Here is an 18,303-nt window from a genome sequence, read left to right as displayed (position 1 = left end):
AGATAATGCCAAAACGTACTGACATTCAAAGTATTCTAATTCTTGGTGCTGGTCCGATTGTTATCGGTCAGGCATGTGAGTTTGACTACTCTGGCGCACAAGCCTGTAAAGCACTTCGTGAAGAAGGCTACCGAGTTATTCTGGTTAACTCGAACCCAGCAACGATCATGACAGACCCAGAGATGGCTGATGCGACTTACATCGAGCCAATCCAATGGGAAGTGGTACGCAAGATCATTGAAAAAGAGCGTCCAGATGCAGTTTTGCCAACCATGGGTGGCCAGACTGCACTTAACTGTGCGTTAGACTTAGAGAAACACGGCGTACTAGAAGAATTCGGCGTAGAGATGATCGGCGCAACTGCAGATGCAATCGACAAAGCGGAAGACCGTTCTCGTTTTGATAAAGCGATGAAGTCTATCGGCCTTGAGTGTCCTCGCGCAGATACAGCGAAGAGCATGGAAGAAGCTTACAAAGTTTTAGATATGGTTGGCTTCCCTTGTATCATCCGTCCATCGTTCACCATGGGTGGCACTGGTGGTGGTATCGCGTACAACAAAGAAGAGTTCGAAGAAATCTGTCGTCGCGGTCTGGACTTATCTCCGACCAACGAACTTCTTATCGATGAGTCACTAATCGGTTGGAAAGAGTACGAAATGGAAGTCGTTCGTGACAAAGCGGACAACTGTATCATCGTATGTTCAATCGAAAACTTTGATCCAATGGGTATCCACACGGGTGACTCAATCACAGTAGCACCAGCACAGACACTGACTGACAAAGAATACCAGCTAATGCGTAATGCATCGCTAGCCGTTCTACGTGAAATTGGTGTTGAAACAGGTGGTTCAAACGTACAGTTTGGTATCAACCCGAAAGATGGCCGTATGGTTATCATCGAGATGAACCCACGTGTATCTCGCTCTTCTGCGTTAGCGTCAAAAGCAACAGGTTTCCCAATCGCTAAGATTGCCGCGAAGCTTGCTGTTGGCTTTACTCTGGACGAACTACAAAACGACATCACGGGCGGTGCAACACCAGCATCATTCGAGCCAACTATCGACTACGTCGTAACTAAGATTCCTCGCTTTAACTTCGAGAAATTTGCTGGCGCAAACGACCGTCTGACTACTCAGATGAAATCGGTTGGTGAGGTAATGGCAATTGGTCGTAACCAACAAGAATCTCTTCACAAAGCACTTCGTGGCCTAGAAGTTGGCGCAACTGGTTTTGACGAGATGGTCGATTTAGAAGCACCAGATGCACTGACTAAGATTCGTCACGAACTTAAAGAAGCAGGCGCTGAGCGTATCTGGTACATCGCCGATGCATTCCGAGCTGGCATGTCAGTTGACGGCGTGTTCAACTTGACTCAAATTGACCGTTGGTTCCTGGTTCAAATCGAAGAAATCGTAAAACTCGAAGAGCAAGTCAAGGCGGGCGGCTACGCAGGTTTAACCAAAGAAGTGCTTCGCCAGATGAAACGTAAAGGCTTCTCTGATGCGCGCTTGTCTAAACTGCTTGGTGTCGCTGAAAGTGAAATTCGCCGTGCTCGTGAGCAGTTTGATATTCACCCGGTTTACAAACGTGTGGATACGTGTGCCGCAGAGTTTTCTTCTGACACGGCTTACATGTACTCATCTTACGATGAAGAGTGTGAAGCCAACCCAACAGACAAAGACAAGATCATGGTTCTTGGTGGTGGTCCAAACCGTATCGGCCAAGGCATTGAATTCGACTACTGTTGTGTACACGCATCACTTGCGCTGCGTGAAGACGGTTACGAAACCATTATGGTTAACTGTAACCCAGAAACGGTATCTACTGACTACGATACGTCTGATCGTCTGTACTTCGAACCAGTAACTCTGGAAGATGTACTGTCTATCGCTCGCGTTGAAAAACCAAAAGGTGTAATTGTTCAGTACGGTGGTCAAACGCCACTTAAACTGGCTCGTGCTCTAGAAGCGGCTGGTGTTCCAATCATTGGTACGAGCCCAGATGCTATAGACCGTGCGGAAGACCGTGAACGCTTCCAAGCCGCTGTTGACCGTTTAGGTCTACTTCAGCCAGAAAACGCGACAGTAACAACGATGGAGCAAGCGGTTGAGAAGTCGAAAGAAATTGGCTTCCCATTAGTTGTTCGTCCATCTTATGTACTCGGTGGTCGTGCGATGGAAATCGTATACGACGAGCAAGACCTGCGTCGCTACTTCAATGAAGCAGTAAGCGTATCGAACGAGTCTCCAGTTCTACTAGACCGTTTCTTGGATGATGCAACCGAAGTTGATATTGATGCTATCTGTGACGGTGAACGCGTCGTTATCGGCGGTATCATGGAACACATCGAACAAGCCGGTGTTCACTCTGGTGACTCTGCATGTTCACTGCCTGCATACACGCTAAGTCAGGAAATTCAAGACAAGATGCGTGAGCAAGTTGAGAAGCTGGCGTTCGAACTCGGTGTACGCGGTTTGATGAACACGCAGTTTGCTGTGAAAGACAACGACGTTTACCTAATCGAAGTGAACCCTCGTGCTGCTCGTACGGTACCATTCGTATCGAAAGCGACAGGTGCACCTCTAGCGAAAATCGCTGCACGTGTAATGGCGGGTCAATCTCTAGAGTCACAAGGCTTTACTAAAGAGATTATCCCTCCTTACTACTCAGTGAAAGAAGTGGTTCTGCCGTTCAACAAGTTCCCTGGCGTTGATCCGCTATTGGGCCCAGAAATGCGCTCAACAGGTGAAGTAATGGGCGTTGGCGCAACATTCGCAGAAGCTTACGCGAAAGCAGAGCTAGGTTGTGGTGCAGTTTACCCTGAAGGTGGTCGTGCGCTACTGTCTGTACGTGAAGGCGATAAAGAGCGTGTTGTTGACCTAGCTTCTAAGCTAGTGAAACTGGGTTACCAGTTGGATGCGACACACGGTACTGCTGTAATTCTGGGCGAAGCGGGTATTAACCCACGTTTGGTAAACAAAGTACACGAAGGTCGTCCACACATTCTTGACCGCATCAAGAACAACGAATACACCTACATTGTAAACACGGCTGCTGGTCGTCAAGCGATTGAAGATTCGAAAGTTCTACGCCGCGGTGCACTGGCAGAAAAAGTGAACTACACAACGACACTGAACGCAGCGTTCGCTACATGTATGTCTCACACTGCAGATGCAAAAGCGTCAGTAACTTCGGTTCAAGAGCTACACGCAAAGGTGAAAGCTAGCCTAGAAGCGTAATAGATAAAAATCAGTAAGCCCGAAAAATAGGGCTTATATGACAACCTCATTGCCCGCTCATTTGAGCGGGCTTTTTTATATCTAGGTTTTTCTAAAATGAAGAGTATTAAAATGTGCTAGGAACGATTGGTATGCTTCGCTTTTGAAGATCATCAAGCTAATTATGGCAAGCAATGTTCCTAAAGATGAAGAAATAGTACTACCACTTGCTACAACAAAGTTGATACTGCAGGTAAGAATGATAAAAGAGATAGTGATTAAGTTTATTTTTGCAGCAATACTTAATCCTTTGCTTATTGTCAGGATGTTTGGAATGCATACAACAACAACCGTAATAGCTCCCAATGTAAGAAGGTACGTATCTAGATCAATGTGTTGAGTGAAAGAAAACCAGTCATTCCAAATGCTTAAGCTAATAGTCAGACCAATAGTCAATGCCAAGTATAAACATACACTTATTGAGATGTTCGCTATGCTAATTGAATTTTTTCTCAAATTTTAATTTCTTTTATGTAACATAAATTGAAGTTTATTTTTTGAAAATATAAACCTTATCTTGTAGCCAGGAGTCTTCTTTATCAATTGAAACAGAGTAACCCTGATTTGTTAAGTGTTTTTTAGTGAGAAACACAAATGCACTTGGTGCTATAATTGTTATAATTGAAAAAGAAATTATAACTTTAATGAACATGCCTTCTTTCTTATATGATAATTTTCTTTTTTTTAAAAACACAGTAATTAAAAGAATAAATATAGATATAAATACCCAGCTTCCAAATAACCCATAAAATGATCCCTGAGAAATTTCTATAATACGTTCTTCGTTATATATGTCTTTTATGTTATTTATGGTATCGTTGTAAAAAAAATAAATGCATAACAATCCTAGAGAAAGGAATAACAGTGATGTTAAAAATGTTGATGTTAGATCTAGGTTGTCTTCTTTTTTCATAAAAACATTCCATTTTTTATATATGTAGAACCAATTAAATTTTTTATTCTTGCTTCTTCTTGATTTATTTCATTTTTTATTGATTCATCTAGTTTTTTCTCTAATGTTAATTTGAATTTTTTTGTTATATTATGCTTTTTATCTATATGATTTAATATGCTCCCAATAACCAAGCTTATACCTATAGCTAAAAATAATGGGCCAGAAGTTAGAGCGAAAATAGTAGTAGCTCCAGAAATTCCTTTTACAGCAATTGCAGCAATTGCGGATGAAATTCCTAACTTTAGGATGTCACTAGTTATTGTGCCAAACAAACTCAGTAATGTTGATTTATTCTTTTCCGAAAAGAAGTGTTCCATTGCTCTAAAAGAGCTTACTAGTACGATTGTAATAATTGTTCCACTTTTAATAGACTGGATAGCACTTTTTGGACCTACAGCAAAGTTAGTAATTGTTGGAGTCGGTGCATGAGAACCCAAAGCACTTAACTTTATTCTCAGGGCCGGTGTCCCCGTAAAGACAAAATGTGGTTGGCCAGAATAGTAATTTATATGGACAGGGTTTGTTGCTCCGCTTAGATTATTCGCTAGTTTTGTTAAAAATATAAGATCATCGGCTGTTGTGTAATAGTTTGCAGTATTTTCTAGTTTATTTTTGATAACTTTCCATTTTTCAGTAACACCTTTCCTTTTGATGTTTTTGTTAATTAAGTCATCAAATACGCTTACTGATACTATATGTACTTCTTTGGTATTGCTACTTGAGTCTTGTTGTATTGCAGGGTACATCGTTTTCTCCTTGAAACCATAATTTTATTATGACCTTGCCTACACGGCTGACACAATGAAAATACTATTTCATTCGTATCCTTGAGGCATGTATCTTTTTTTTGTGAAACTAAAATGAAAATTTCACAAAGATGAAAATTAGGAATAGATTGGTGTCTTGACTTTCCATTGGTGGTTTTGTGAATAAGTGCTACCGTTTTTCCTCTTTGATGCCTCTTTAAATAAAAAGGATGTGTAGTGGAAATCACGGTTGAGATTTTGTTGGCTCTATTTTTTGTTGCGACTGCCGCAGGCTTTATTGATGCGATGGCTGGTGGGGGAGGGCTCATTACGCTCCCTGCGCTTTTGGCAGCGGGGTTGAGTCCGACTCAAGCTCTAGCAACCAACAAGTTACAAAGTTCGTTTGGCAGTTTCTCTGCTAGCTGGTATTTCGTGCGTAACGGTATTGTCAGCCTAAAGGAAATGCGTTTCGCGATACTCTGTACTTTTATCGGTGCAGCGATCGGTGCCGAGGCTGTGCAGTTTATTGATGCTAGCGTACTCACCAGTTTGATCCCTGTTCTTTTGATAGCCATTTCCCTCTATTTTTTACTCGCGCCAAGTACGCGAAAAATCGATGGAGAACCAAAGTTATCTGAAGCGATGTTTGCGCTATGCATTGGTGGGGGGATCGGTTTCTATGATGGCTTTTTTGGCCCTGGGACTGGATCTATTTTTACTGTTTGTTTTGTTGCACTGGGTCACTTTTCTTTGGTCGAAGCCACTGCTAGAACAAAAATCCTCAATTTCACGTCAAACATAGCGGCACTACTCTTTTTTATCTTAGCCGGGTTGCCAGTGTGGAAGCTTGGCTTAACCATGGCTGTTGGCGGTTTTCTTGGTGCTCAGTTAGGGGCGAAGGTCGTGGTAAGTAAAGGGCAAAAATGGATTCGTCCTCTAGTTATTGTGATGTCGATGCTCATGGCAACGAAACTTCTTTGGCAACAACATCAGCAATGGATTTTGTCAGTATTATAACTCGTTCTCTACGTTCAACTACGCCTACTCATGAATTATATGTAAAGAAATACTGATATATCTATGATTTCATTATAGTGTGATATCGTACTTAAAATGAAAAAGTAATAAACAATTTTTATTTAATAAAGTTAGAATGCTAAGTTTAGAATATTTAATTGTTGGTTATATGTATCCTATTATATCTCGAGATAATACCCAGTCAAAAAGAGAATGCTATGCATTTTCTATCAATGAATTTGATAAATATGTTATTAAATTTATCCCTAAGCATGAACAGCTTCGATGGAATAGTTTAAAGGGTAAGTTAGAATTTATTGCAAACTACTATGTAACTGTAGATGATTTGGCGTATTTAGGTAGAGTTGCTGTAGCCTTGTTAGGTAGCGCAGCTCCTATTGCAGTTGAGAAGTATGGTGGTTTTAATCATATTGTAATTAAAGGAACACCTAGTTTACAAAGAAAAGTTATGGCTTTGTCTGGTAAGATTTCGCCACCGATGGCCGTAAGTTTTGCTATAGGAAAAGAAAAGGTATTACAGACGGTTAAGCAAGGTGCAGTTATTACTGTTATTTTTGTCACATCTTATATAATAGCTGAGTATTTATTTAAAGAGTCAAATAAAAGAGTATTGTCTAAATTATTTGGAGTTATAGCAAGTGACATTATTAAAGTGGGTTTGGCTGCTTTAGTTGCTAGTATAACATTAAAAACGATGGTTTCTGTAGGTTTTGTCGCTGCTGGTGGTTCAGAGGCTCTGTTTGTGGTTGTTTTTGTCGGTGTTGTTGCCAGCTTTACAACTAGTAAAATAAATGAAGAATTTAACCTTACAAAGAGGTTCCAAAAGGAAATTATGCTATTTTGGTCTCAAAAAGAAGAGGTGGAAAAATGAAAGATAAAACAAACCAATACCGAGCGATGCAAAGCTTTAAAAATAGTGGTTTTTCATTATGAAAAATGAAGAAATAGATTATAGAACATTTATTATAGGTTCAATTCTATTTCCTATATGTACATATTTTATGATTTATCTTCCGGTATCTGATTTGTTGGATTTTTTTGGATCAATTTCATCCGATCAGGAAAGTTTATCTTTAGGTGGTCAGAATATTCAGTTATTTTCATCCGGTTTTTTATTTGCTTTGCTTTCTTATGTTTCTATTTATACTGTTTCTACTAAGAGAAAGCCAAATAAAGAAAAACTTAAAAATCTTTTTAAATTATGTTTTGTTTTATTAGTTTCTAGCTTTTTGTTTTCTTATATATTTAATGAGTGGCTGCTGTCTTATGCTGAAAGTCATGGATACCATTATTCTGAGGAACTTAGTTCTCGATGGTTTTTAAGTGAGTACTATGTTTTTGTAAAATGACTATAAAATACACTTTTACATTATACTCTACTTCAATTGTCTAGTTGTTGTGATGTCGATGCTAATGGCAACGAAACTTCTTTGGCAACAACATCAGCAATGGATTCTGTCAGTGCTTTAACTCGTTCGCTGCGATATGTGCTGTGGCGCAAGCAGATATGTATTGGTCGAATTAACTGTCCTAGTTCTTCAAAGTCATAGCAGAATTTGGGTGTGATATTAAGTGTCTTCAGGATAGATTTAGGAATTAAAGCGGGAGCCATTCCGCCCAAAGCCAGTTGTGCTGCCGCAGTGTATGAATCCATTTCCATCAAAGGCTCAATTCCGTATTTTGACAAAATAGCTTGTTGGTAAGTGTTGGCATGATTGGTTAAGTCATTGGTCAAAATGGCTTTGGGTAGTTGCGAAAGTGGGTATCTACTGACGATTGAAAAAGGTTCATCAGCGAGGTGAAGGCTCATTAATCCATGATGAGGCGGTAAATAACCAGCACAGAATCCCAGTGTCGCTTTACCTGATTTGACGTTCTCAATAATGCGTGGTGTATGATTGGTCGATATTCGTATGTACTGGTCATGGGCAAAGCGTTCTGCCATGATCACACTAAGGTATCCAGCGACTAAGGTTTCAGAGCAGTCTATCTTGATCAAAGAAGTATCTTCTATTTCTTGCTGATCATAGATCTGACCTCTTAACTCATTGAACGTTGGCTCGATCGTGTTGATGAGCGCAAGGCCATCGGAGGTCAGCTTTATGTGCCGACCACTTGGCTCAATCAATTTTTTTCCTAACTTCTTCTCTAGATTCGAAATGCGCTTACTCACCGCAGATTGACTAATATAGAGTTGGCTGCCCGTACGGCTCATGGTTTTTTCTTTACTGAGGACAAGTAACGTCTCAATACCTTCAAGCAACATAATAATTAATGAAAGTTAGGAATGGTTGAAATAATTTAGCGAATTGTACAAGAATTGGCGAATCAAATGAGTATAAATGAGAGGAGCCGACACTCAGTCGACTCCATGACCGAATCATGTAATTTGTGTTTAACGATTAATTGCGAAAGTTGGCAGGGATAGATGCCAACGAATAGCACCGAGACGTATAATGAGCGTTGAGATTACACCAGCGAGTAAAGCCGTTGAGTGGTCATAACCCATGTTTACCGCCATCGTATGGAAGATGCCGCCAATAATACATGCCGTAGCGTAGACTTCGCTTCTTAATACCATAGGAACTTCGCGAGCCAGCACATCACGTATAATACCACCACCACAACCAGTAATGACTCCCATGATCACGGCGACCATCCCAGACGCGTTGTAAGCGAGGGCTTTCTCTACACCTATTCCTACAAATACTGCAAGGCCGATCGCATCACAGACGGGTAATACCCACCATGACAGCCGTTTTGGTCTGCGTACAACGAGCATGGTTAGTAGACACGTAACAAATATCACCCATAAGTACGTAGTATCTGTTATCCAAAATACAGGAGTGGCACCTAGCGCCATGTCTCGGATTGTTCCGCCACCAATAGCAGTCACACTGCCGAGAACGATAACGCCGAATGGATCCATTTTTAAACGGCCCGCCAGTAACACGCCAGAGATAGCGAAAACAGCGGTACCGAACAAATCGATCATATAAAGCAGCATGGAGTCCATGTTACTTAGTACCTTTATATAGTGTGAGAAAAAATGGGCGGAAATTGTACGGTATTTGCCACGAAATCGTTAGCGTTTTTGACGAACGCTTTTAAAGTGCTCACACACTTCTGTGATCGCATTTAGTGTGCGTGGGGTTGGGCGGTTAATCCAATCTGAGTTTAGAGACCAGATGTGTTTATTTCCAAGCGCGGGAAGCTCATTGCTCCACTCTGCCCACATACCATCATTACTCATTGCGTGACGAGAAGTAAAAATAACCTCTGGTTGGCGAGTGATGACCTGCTCGATGCTGACCTGAGGATAAGGCGCGCTGGATGCTGCGAAAATGTTTTCACCACCGCAAAAAGTAAAGACTTCACTTGGCCAGTTCTTCCCGGCGACAGTGATGATAGGCTTTTCACTCAACTGATAAAAGTAACGAACTTTCTCATGCGTGTTGTACTTCTCTTTTAGTGTATTCAGTTGCGTTCTAAAATCTTCAGCGGCCTTTTGTCCTATTTGCGGGGTTTCGCTGTATTGGCTTAGCTGCTCGATATTATTGGCGATATCTTCCAGTGAGCCTGTAGTGGAATAATAGATAGGAATGCCGAACTGTTTAATTTTCTCCAGCTCTTTTGCCGGGTTTCCTGCCGGCCAAGCAATGACTAAATCCGGTTGAAGAGCAATAATGCGCTCTAATTTAATTCCTTGGTAATTAGAGACTCTTTCCAGCTGCTTTGCCTGCTCTGGATAATCACTCATTTCGCTGACAGCAACAAGCTTGTCTCCTAGCCCTGCCGCAAAGGCAATTTCAGTGGCATGCGGAGCTAAACTTACAATGCGTTGCGCTGGTGTTTGGGCGAAGGTCGCTGTCGAAACAAACAGCGTTAATGCGAAGCATAGTTTATTCATCATAATCCTTGATAAATCATTCCTAAAAGCAGACTTTGGATAGCTATCCAAACGAAGACTCGCCAAACGAGCAGCGTATGTATTTGTGAAAGGTGAATAGCCGATGGGGCAATGCGTCCACCGATTTTAGCGCGTTCCGCACGTATACCTTGATAGATAGCAGGGCCGCATAAAGAGAGTTGTAGTTTGTGTCCGATGGTACACAACACCCAGGCAGGTCCAGGTAGTGGCCAAGACTTCGCTTGTTGCTGTACACCAGAAAGCACATTGCTTACGTTCTTTCCTACAGCTAAAAGTATGGCAAAGAGACGAAGTGGAATAATATCCAGAGCGGCAACCAGCTGAACGGCAGGTTTACCAAAGGGCAAATATTGGCGTCGGCTAGGGGACCAAACTCGAGCTAACTCTGTGGTTAGTCGATACATTAACGCACCAATACCACCTGCGAGTGCGTACCAAAATAACACACCGATTACGTTGCGGCTGTATCCCATAATCACAGCTTCTGAGCTTGCTTTACCTATGCCGATGATCGAGAGGCTGTCAGTATCGCGATTAAGATATGGTCTCAGTAATTGTCGGCACTGGGCTTTGTCTTCTCTCGACATACTTGTGACGAGTTGTTTTGTTAAGGCTTCGCTGTTGCGCCAGTCCAAAGCAATGATCAATAGCACTAGTTCGTATAAAGGCACTTGCCAAACGAATGGCTCCACGGCAATCAGCAAGATCAAGCAAGGCAATAGCATCAAGCCCAATGCAAGACTGCCGGAGGTCAGGCTCTGTGAGTAACTATGATTATTGTTTACTTTGTTGGCGAGGTTCTCAGCTAACTTTCGCCATAAAGTGATGGGATGCGATGAACGGGGGATTGGTAAAATAAGGTGAAAGAGCAGTGCGCCCCACATAATAAGGAGCGCACCGTTGGCATAAAATGACTGAAAAACTTCTTCCATGAATGAGTCGTTTACTTAATGAGTTCCAGCATTTTGAATACCATTTCAGAAGAGCTTTTTGCTGCTAGCGGTAGGAACTCATCAAAGCTCATTGGTGACTCTTTATCAGCGACATCAGAGATTGCGCGCACAACAACAAACGGCGTGTTGAATTGGTGACAAGTTTGAGCGATAGCAGATGCTTCCATTTCTACCGCGATAACGGATGGGAAGTGCTTACGAATAAACTCTTGGCGTTCAGCGGTGCAAACAAATGCATCACCAGTACAGATCAGGCCGCGAACTGCATGAGTGTTTTCCATTTGCGCTAGTGCCTTTTCTGCTAAATCCATTAGCTTTTCATCCGCTTTGAATGCAGCAGGCTGGCCAGCCATTTGGCCAATTTCATAACCAAAAGCGGTCACGTCTGCATCGTGATGACGAACTTCTGTTGAGATAACAACATCACCTAGATTTAGGCTTGAATCGAAGCCACCAGCAGAGCCTGTGTTAATCACAACATCTGGCTGGTATTCATCAAGAAGAATGGTAGTGCCTACTGCAGCTGCAACTTTACCGATACCTGATTGTAGTACGACTACTTCTACATCATTAATTTGACCAGAGAAAAACGTACAACCTGCTTTATTTACGGTTTTGCAGTTTGTGATTGCTTCTTTCAGGATGGTCACTTCTTGTTCCATCGCACCGATGATACCAACTTTCATAACACTCTCTTTCGGTAAATATTTTAGTTGGCCGAGAGTATAGCACTCCCCGTGAGCAGTTTTCTATTTCATGAGCTTAGCTTGAGTGAGCTTTTCTCGTAATTGTTCGGCGCGCTTTCTGTTTACGCCAAAGTCAGAATAGCCCACACGTGACTCTGAGCGAACAATCAGTTTGTCTCCTGCTACTTTTAATTCGAGGTCATCCACGAAGCGCATGATTTTAGATGTGCATTCTATCCGAAGGTAATCACCCTCTTTTACCGCGGTTTTGGCGCCAGGAAGTTGAAGCGCGGCTTGCTCAATGGCATCTAACGTTGCGGACTCAGTGAGCAAAAAAGGTGCTAATTGAAACTTGTCTCTTGAGTCCTGAGTTGAAACGCAATTTGGTTTGTCACCACAAGGTGATTGAGAACGATCTGGCATACTGGTGACTCCTTGGCTGCAGGCTGTAAGGCTGAGTAAAGCGATGGAAAGGAGAGCGGCTTTTTTCATTGTATTTACTCTTATAATTTTGCTTCTAATTATATGGATACAAAAGAAAAAGGATCCAATAATAGGATCCTTTTTGTGATGTTAGCTGTGATTAGACTTCTAGGTAATCAAGAATGCCTTCTGCCGCTTTTCGCCCTTCATCAATGGCGGTTACGACGAGGTCTGAGCCACGGACCGCATCACCGCCAGCGAAGATTTTCGCATTGCTGGTTTGGTACATGAACGCTTGCTCAACAGGTGCCTTGATACGTCCCCATTGGTCTAAATCGACACCATACGGTTCCAACCAGTCCATTTTGTGTGGCTGGAAACCAAATGCCATGATCACGGCATCCGCAGGCAATACATGTTCACTGCCTTCCACTGGTTCTGGTCTGCGACGACCTGCATCATCGGGCTCACCTAAAGCGGTTTTTACCACTTTAACGCCCGATACGTTACCTGAGGCGTCGACCTCCACACCGAGTGGTTGCAGGTTAAACATGAACTTCACGCCTTCTTCCTTCGCGTTTTTTACCTCGCGACGAGAGCCAGGCATGTTGGCTTCGTCACGACGATAAGCACAAATCACATTGGAGGCTCCTTGGCGAATAGAGGTTCGTACACAGTCCATTGCGGTATCGCCACCACCAAGCACGACCACTTTCTTTCCTGCCATGTCGATAAAAGGTTGGTTGTTCTCAAGCTCCATGACTTTGTAGGTATTCGAAATTAAAAATGGCAGCGCGTCATATACACCCGGCGCATCCTCATTTCCTAGTCCTGCACGCATGTATTTATAGGTGCCAACGCCTAAGAAAATGGCATCGTACTCATCGATTAGATCTTGCATTTGTACATCTTTACCGACTTCCACGTTCATGCGGAACTCGACGCCCATTTCAGTGAACACACGGCGACGATTTTCCATTACCCCTTTTTCAAGCTTGAACGAAGGGATACCGAAAGTCAGTAGTCCGCCGATTTCTGGGTAGCGGTCAAACACGACTGGCTTAACGCCATTGCGCACTAGGATATCAGCGGCTGCCAAGCCTGCTGGGCCAGCTCCAATGATTGCGACCTTTTTATCGGTCCACTCCACCTTGGACATATCTGGCTTCCAGCCCATTTCAAAGGCTTTGTCGGTAATGTACTTTTCTATATTACCGATGGTGACGGCACCAAAGTCATCATTAAGCGTGCATGAACCTTCACATAGACGGTCTTGAGGACAAACGCGCCCACATACCTCCGGTAGGCTATTGGTTTGATGCGATAGTTCAACCGCTTCAAGAATACGTCCCTCATTTGCCAGTTTTAGCCATTGAGGGATGTAGTTGTGTACTGGGCACTTCCATTCACAGTATGGGTTACCGCAATCTAAGCAGCGATCCGCCTGCGCAGTCGCTTGTTGTTTGGTAAACGGTTCATAGATTTCAACGAACTCGATCTTACGAACTTTGATAGGCTTCTTCGCAGGATCTACGCGTTGAACATCGATAAATTGATAAACGTTCTGACTCATGATTCAAACATCCTCCATGATTACTGGGCTTGAACGCGCAGCTCAGCGGCACTGCGGCTCTGGTGACCAAGTAGCGTGCGAAGATCTGCCGCTTGTGGTTTCACCAAATAGAACTTTGGAATCCATTCATCAAAGTTCGCCAAAATATTTTCTGCGTGGCTCGACCCTGTTTCTTCAAGGTGTTCCGCAATCAGGCCGCGCAAATGCTCTTGGTGGATGTATAGATCGGACAATGAAATGGCTTCGACAGATTCAGTATTGACTCGACCTTCAAAGCTTTGGTTTTCATCCAGAACATAGGCAAAGCCTCCGGTCATACCTGCACCAAAGTTCACGCCTGTTGCACCTAGAATGGCAACAATACCGCCTGTCATGTACTCACAAGCGTTATCTCCCGCACCTTCAATGACGGCAATCGTACCTGAGTTACGTACCCCAAAACGCTCACCCGCTTTACCTGCCGCGAACAGTTTACCGCCCGTTGCGCCGTACAAACACGTGTTACCAATAATGGTGGCTTCATGACACTTGAACGCTGTACCTAAGTGAGGTTTAATGGCGATCTTGCCGCCTGCCATGCCTTTCCCTACGTAGTCATTCGCATCACCTGTGAGGTAAAGCTCTACGCCACCCGTATTCCAAACGCCAAACGACTGGCCGGCAGTGCCGTCAAGATAGATTTTGATAGGGGAAGCCGCCAATCCTTGGTTGCCATAGCGCTTCGCTATTTCGCCAGATAAGCGAGCACCCACAGAACGATCAGTGTTGATGACATTGTAGAAGAAACTTGCTGATTGGCTGTTTTCTACCGCATGCATGGCATCATCAATGATCTTTTGATTGAGCTCAGCTTTATCAAACGGTTTGTTTGGCTCTGTCCAAAACAGCGGATGACCTTCAGGCGAGACGGGAGCTTCTAGAATGTTGGATAGATCCAATTTGGTTTGCTTCGCGGTAAAGCCTTCTACTGCTTCAAGTAAATCGGTACGACCAATCAAGTCCGTCAGTTTTTCAACTCCTAGCTCAGAAAGCAGCTCGCGCACTTCTTCTGCCAGTCCGGTGAAGTAGTTCATCACCATTTCAGGTAAGCCTTTGAAGTACTCTTTACGCAGCGTTTCGTCTTGAGTCGCAACCCCTGTTGCACAGTTATTGAGGTGACAAATTCGCAGGAACTTACAACCCATAGCAACCATTGGCGCGGTACCAAATCCGAAGCTTTCCGCACCAAGAATCGCGGCTTTAACTACGTCTAAACCAGTCTTTAGACCACCGTCTACCTGTAGGCGGATCTTATGACGCAGACCATTAGCAACCAGTGCTTGTTGTGTCTCTGCCAACCCCAACTCCCAAGGGCTACCAGCGTATTTTACCGAAGTTAATGGGCTTGCTGCGGTACCACCGTCGTAACCCGAGATGGTAATAAGATCAGCGTAAGCCTTTGCTACGCCCGTTGCGATGGTGCCGACACCTGGCTCGGAGACGAGTTTTACCGAAACCAGCGCATTCGGGTTGACTTGTTTAAGGTCGAAGATCAGCTGGGCCAAATCTTCAATAGAATAAATATCGTGGTGTGGAGGAGGAGAGATTAACGTCACTCCTTGCACGGAGTAACGTAGCTTGGCGATTTCTGCGGTGACTTTGTGTCCCGGTAGCTGACCACCTTCACCCGGTTTAGCTCCTTGCGCTACCTTGATTTGTAGTACATCCGCATTAGTAAGGTAATGAGGCGTGACACCAAATCGGCCTGAAGCAATTTGCTTGATGCGCGAGTTACGTTCAGTGCCGAAACGGCGAGGATCTTCACCACCTTCACCGGAGTTTGAATAGCCACCAAGACGGTTCATCGCAGTCGCGAGTGCTTCATGCGCTTCAGGGCTAAGTGCGCCAATGGACATGGCCGCAGAGTCGAAGCGTTTGAACAGTTCAGTGCGTGGTTCTATTTGCTCTAGTGGCAGCGGTGAGTCTGATTTTTTCAGCGACATCAAGTCACGCAGCATGGCAACAGGGCGTTGGTTTACCTGCTTAGCAAAGCTCTGATAGTCGTTACTTTCGCCAGATTTAACGGCCTGTTGCAGCGTGCCAACCACATCCGGGTTGTAAGCATGATACTCACCTCCATGGACATACTTTAACAAGCCGCCATGATCAATCGATTTACGTTTCGCCCATGCTTTGCGAGATAAGTTTGTAAGATCTTGCTGGAAGTCGTCAAAATTCGCGCCTTCAATTCGAGTTGTGACGCCTTTAAAACACTGGTCGACCACATCTTGGTTCAAGCCAACTGCTTCAAACAGTTGTGAGCAGCGGTAAGAGGCGATGGTTGAGATCCCCATCTTTGACATGATTTTATACAGGCCTTTGTTGATGCCGTATTGGTAGTTCTGCATCACATCGCGGTAGTCTTTCTCTAGTGCCTTATCATCAATCAGTTTACCTAACGCTTCATAAGCAAGGTATGGGTAAACTGCAGTCGCACCAAAGCCAAGCAAGACAGCAAATTGGTGTGGGTCCCGTGCAGTTGCGGTTTCGACTACAATGTTGGCATCGCAACGTAGGTTCGCATCAATCAAACGAGTTTGAACGGCGCCGACAGCCATTGCGGCTGGAATTGGTAACTTGCCTTTGACCAAAGCGCGATCTGAAAGTACCACTAAAACCGTGCCTTCACGTACGACTTGCTCTGCTTGCTCACAGAGATCATTAATGGCTTGTTTAAGATCTTTCTCTTGTGGGTCGTAGTTGATATCTAGAATGGTATTACGGTAGTGATCGTCACCAAGCTCGAGCAGTTGCTGCATGTCTGAATAAAGCAGTACAGGCGAATCAAATGTTACGCGATGCGCGTGGCCATCGGTTTCACAGAAGACATTCATTTCCTTACCGATACTGGTCGCCAGTGACATCACGTGTTTTTCACGCAGTGGATCGATCGGTGGATTGGTTACCTGAGCGAACTTCTGGCGGAAGTAGTCAGTTACCAAACGCTCTTTTGAGGAGAGCACTGCCATTGGAGTATCATCACCCATAGAACCAACGGCTTCTTGGCCCATTTCTCCGAGTACACGCAGAACTTGGTCGACTTCTTCGTTCGTCATCGCGAATTGCTTTTGATAAGTCTTAAGTAAGTCTTCATCAAAGCTGCGCTCGCCTACTTGATCCTCAGGTAGCTGAGAAAATGGTGTTAGTTTGCGAACGTTGTTTTCCATCCATTCGCGATAAGGGTGACGAGATTTCAGATCATTATCGATCTCGCTAGACTGCCAAAGCTTACCTTTACGAGTGTCGATGACGAGCAATTCACCCGGCCCTACACGCCCTTTTTCGGCAACTTCATCTGGGGCGTAATTCCAAATCCCTACCTCAGATGCCAGAGTGATCAACTTGTCTTTGGTAATTACATAACGTGCAGGACGCAGACCGTTTCGGTCTAGGTTACAAGCAGCATAACGACCATCGGACAGTACGATACCTGCTGGGCCATCCCATGGTTCCATGTGCTTGGAGTTGAAATCGTAAAACGCCCGCAGATCCGGATCCATATCTGGGTGGTTTTGCCATGCTGGTGGCACAAGCATGCGCATGGCACGGAAGATATCCATGCCGCCAGCTAAGAAGAGATCCAGCATATTATCTAAGCTAGAGGAGTCTGAACCTGTCTCGTTCACAAATGGTGCTGCAGTTTGAAGATCGGGCAGCAGTGGTGACGAGAACTTGTAAGCACGCGCTCGGGCCCATTGGCGGTTACCTTCAATGGTGTTGATCTCACCGTTATGAGCAAGATAGCGGAACGGCTGAGCCAACGGCCAACGCGGTTGAGTATTGGTAGAAAAACGCTGGTGGAACAGACAGATAGCGGATTCCATGCGTAGATCAGCAAGATCAAGATAAAAGCGTGGTAAGTCCGCTGGCATGCACAGGCCTTTGTACACTAAAACTTGAGTCGACAAGCTACAGATGTAGAAATCAGGATCTTCGGTGATTTGTTTCTCGATGCGACGGCGTGCGATGTAGAGACGACGTTCAATGTCACGCTCTCGCCAACCAGCTGGTGCAGAGATAAAGACTTGCTGAATATTTGGAAGCGAGTTAGCCGCAATTGGACCGAGTACTTCTGAATTAGTTGGAACTTCACGCCAACCGGCCACTGTTAGCGTCTCTTGCGCAAGTTCTCTGTTGACGATGTCTTTAGCGAGTTGAGCTTTGACCGGATCTTGGTTGAAGAAAATCATCCCTACGGCGTATTGCTTGCCAAGGTTGAAACCATTTTCTTCGGCAATAAGACGTAAATAGGAATCGGGCTTTTGTAATAGAAGACCACAACCATCACCGGTTTTACCATCGGCGGCAATACCACCACGGTGGGTCATTCGGTCAAGTGCAGAAATTGCTGTACGAACCAGCTTGTGGCTTTGTTCGCCTTCCATATGCGCGATCAAGCCAAATCCACAGTTGTCTTTCTCAAGACTTGGATCATAAAGAGCCATTGCAATTCTCCCTTTGCTTATCCGTCATCCCGACAGATATATCAACACTGCTTACGTTGATAGTGATGACTGAATATGCGTCATCTTTTATGGTTTTATGTATATTTATTCAATAAAAGCTGTGAAATATTTAACATTTTTTGAGTGTTTTATTTTCATCAACTTCACAAGCTATAGCTTATTGTAAAAAAGGTCAAGTTATTAGTGGATAATCACGTGAATATGCGATTTACCAT

Annotated in this window: 14 protein-coding genes; 4 read left to right on the top strand and 10 right to left on the bottom strand. The window is 44.0% G+C overall.

Features of this window, described 5'->3' with window-relative positions; genetic code table 11:
• Window positions 1-5 precede the first annotated feature (5 nt).
• Window positions 6-3,239, top strand: coding sequence for a carbamoyl-phosphate synthase large subunit (carB, locus tag OO778_RS14175; RefSeq protein WP_005396427.1), 3,234 nt, complete (start codon window positions 6-8; stop codon window positions 3,237-3,239).
• Window positions 3,240-3,768: 529 nt separating this feature from the next.
• On the opposite strand, the gene OO778_RS14170 is transcribed toward carB, so the two are convergent.
• Together OO778_RS14170 and OO778_RS14165 are read right to left on the bottom strand one after the other, a co-directional pair.
• Complete coding sequence (locus OO778_RS14170) at window positions 3,769-4,191, bottom strand: hypothetical protein (RefSeq protein WP_074192040.1); 423 nt, start codon at window positions 4,189-4,191, stop codon at window positions 3,769-3,771.
• On the bottom strand, window positions 4,188-4,979 hold the full coding sequence (locus tag OO778_RS14165; protein ID WP_074192041.1) for a hypothetical protein: 792 nt from the start codon (window positions 4,977-4,979) through the stop codon (window positions 4,188-4,190). The genes OO778_RS14170 and OO778_RS14165 overlap by 4 nt, the downstream gene beginning before the upstream one ends.
• A 237-nt stretch (window positions 4,980-5,216) precedes the next feature.
• Between OO778_RS14165 and OO778_RS14160 the strand changes: the two genes are divergently transcribed.
• The 3 genes from OO778_RS14160 (at window position 5,217) to OO778_RS14150 (ending at window position 7,366) form a co-directional block, all read left to right on the top strand.
• Complete coding sequence (locus tag OO778_RS14160; RefSeq protein ID WP_005396424.1) at window positions 5,217-5,996, top strand: TSUP family transporter; 780 nt, start codon at window positions 5,217-5,219, stop codon at window positions 5,994-5,996.
• A 136-nt stretch (window positions 5,997-6,132) separates the two neighbouring features.
• Entirely contained in the window at window positions 6,133-6,888 is a 756-nt protein-coding gene (locus OO778_RS14155; RefSeq protein ID WP_264910110.1) for a hypothetical protein, read from the top strand.
• 58 nt (window positions 6,889-6,946) lie between these two features.
• The gene (locus tag OO778_RS14150; RefSeq protein WP_131815256.1) at window positions 6,947-7,366 is read left to right on the top strand and encodes a hypothetical protein; all 420 of its coding nucleotides are present in this window, start codon (window positions 6,947-6,949) and stop codon (window positions 7,364-7,366) included.
• A gap of 32 nt (window positions 7,367-7,398) precedes the next feature.
• Here the strand turns inward: OO778_RS14150 and OO778_RS14145 are convergent, their stop codons facing one another.
• From OO778_RS14145 to gltB, 8 genes are all read right to left on the bottom strand, one after another.
• Entirely contained in the window at window positions 7,399-8,283 is an 885-nt protein-coding gene (locus OO778_RS14145; protein ID WP_074192043.1) for a LysR family transcriptional regulator, read from the bottom strand.
• Window positions 8,284-8,412: 129 nt separating this feature from the next.
• The gene (locus OO778_RS14140; RefSeq protein WP_054867265.1) at window positions 8,413-9,033 is read right to left on the bottom strand and encodes a TRIC cation channel family protein; all 621 of its coding nucleotides are present in this window, start codon (window positions 9,031-9,033) and stop codon (window positions 8,413-8,415) included.
• Window positions 9,034-9,102: 69 nt separating this feature from the next.
• Window positions 9,103-9,927, bottom strand: a complete 825-nt coding sequence (btuF, locus tag OO778_RS14135) for a vitamin B12 ABC transporter substrate-binding protein BtuF (RefSeq protein WP_054867296.1) — start codon at window positions 9,925-9,927, stop codon at window positions 9,103-9,105.
• Window positions 9,927-10,880 (bottom strand): cobalamin biosynthesis family protein, encoded by a 954-nt coding sequence (locus OO778_RS14130; protein ID WP_074192044.1) that lies wholly within the window; start codon window positions 10,878-10,880, stop codon window positions 9,927-9,929. Before OO778_RS14130 ends, btuF begins: the two co-directional genes overlap by 1 nt.
• 11 nt (window positions 10,881-10,891) lie before the next feature.
• Window positions 10,892-11,587, bottom strand: coding sequence for a 5'-methylthioadenosine/S-adenosylhomocysteine nucleosidase (gene mtnN, locus OO778_RS14125; protein WP_005396324.1), 696 nt, complete (start codon window positions 11,585-11,587; stop codon window positions 10,892-10,894).
• Between the two features lie 63 nt (window positions 11,588-11,650).
• Window positions 11,651-12,079 carry a DUF1499 domain-containing protein gene (locus tag OO778_RS14120; RefSeq protein WP_074192045.1) on the bottom strand — a complete coding sequence of 143 codons (429 nt, stop codon included), beginning with the start codon at window positions 12,077-12,079 and terminating at the stop codon, window positions 11,651-11,653.
• A gap of 91 nt (window positions 12,080-12,170) precedes the next feature.
• Complete coding sequence (locus OO778_RS14115) at window positions 12,171-13,583, bottom strand: FAD-dependent oxidoreductase (RefSeq protein ID WP_074192046.1); 1,413 nt, start codon at window positions 13,581-13,583, stop codon at window positions 12,171-12,173.
• A 20-nt stretch (window positions 13,584-13,603) separates the two neighbouring features.
• Entirely contained in the window at window positions 13,604-18,067 is a 4,464-nt protein-coding gene (gene gltB, locus OO778_RS14110; protein WP_074192047.1) for a glutamate synthase large subunit, read from the bottom strand.
• Window positions 18,068-18,303: the final 236 nt, after the last annotated feature.

It is taken from the genome of Vibrio sp. STUT-A16, assembly GCF_026000495.1.
Taxonomy (GTDB): domain Bacteria; phylum Pseudomonadota; class Gammaproteobacteria; order Enterobacterales; family Vibrionaceae; genus Vibrio; species Vibrio diabolicus.
This window is presented reverse-complemented; position numbering and strand designations above follow the sequence as displayed.